Annotated in this window: 1 protein-coding gene and 1 pseudogene; one reads left to right on the top strand and one right to left on the bottom strand. The window is 64.1% G+C overall.

The window, feature by feature from the left end:
- Positions 1 to 145, bottom strand: a pseudogene (locus CSC66_RS17660) (DUF6065 family protein); the annotation flags it as partial.
- A gap of 31 nt (positions 146 to 176) precedes the next feature.
- On the opposite strand from CSC66_RS17660, the gene CSC66_RS17360 reads away from it, so the two are divergent.
- Positions 177 to 529: methylenetetrahydrofolate reductase (locus CSC66_RS17360; protein WP_202935700.1), on the top strand; the 353-nt coding region annotated here is incomplete at its 3' end.

The raw sequence follows: 529 nt of genomic DNA, 5'->3' as shown, positions 1-529 counted from the left end.
TGAACTTCCAGTTCTTGGTGAGGGTGTACGGTCTCCTGTCGGTCTCACCCAGGCCGGTCAGCGCGTCGATGCCGTCCTTGGGCCGTTTGATCGGTGCCATCGCCATCAACTCGATCCCGGCCTCGGTGCGGAACAGGCAGGGCCCTTGGAAGGTTAGTTTTTTGACGCGCGCGAAGGTGGCCGAGCTGCTGGGTCGCTACAAGGCCGCGGGCGTGAAGCGCATCGTCGCGCTGCGTGGCGACCTGCCGGCGACATCGCATGGAACCGAAGCGCCGGGCGAGTTCGGGTACGCCAACGAACTGGTCGAGTTCATCCGGGTCACGCACGGCCGCGACTTCCAGATCGAAGTCGCGGCCTATCCCGAGATGCACCCGCAAGCCGCAAGCCCCGAGGCGGACTTCGCCGCGTTCAAGCGCAAGGCCGAGGCAGGCGCGGATACGGCGATCACGCAGTACTTCTTCAACGCGGATGCGTATTTCGATTTCCAGAATCGATGCGCGCGCGCGAACCTGAAGATTCCGATCGTGGC

The sequence above is a fragment of the Pseudoxanthomonas kaohsiungensis genome, from assembly GCF_010211765.1.
Taxonomy (GTDB): domain Bacteria; phylum Pseudomonadota; class Gammaproteobacteria; order Xanthomonadales; family Xanthomonadaceae; genus Pseudoxanthomonas; species Pseudoxanthomonas kaohsiungensis.
The sequence above is the reverse complement of the archived record's forward strand: the minus strand, read 5'-3'. Positions and strand labels throughout refer to the sequence as shown.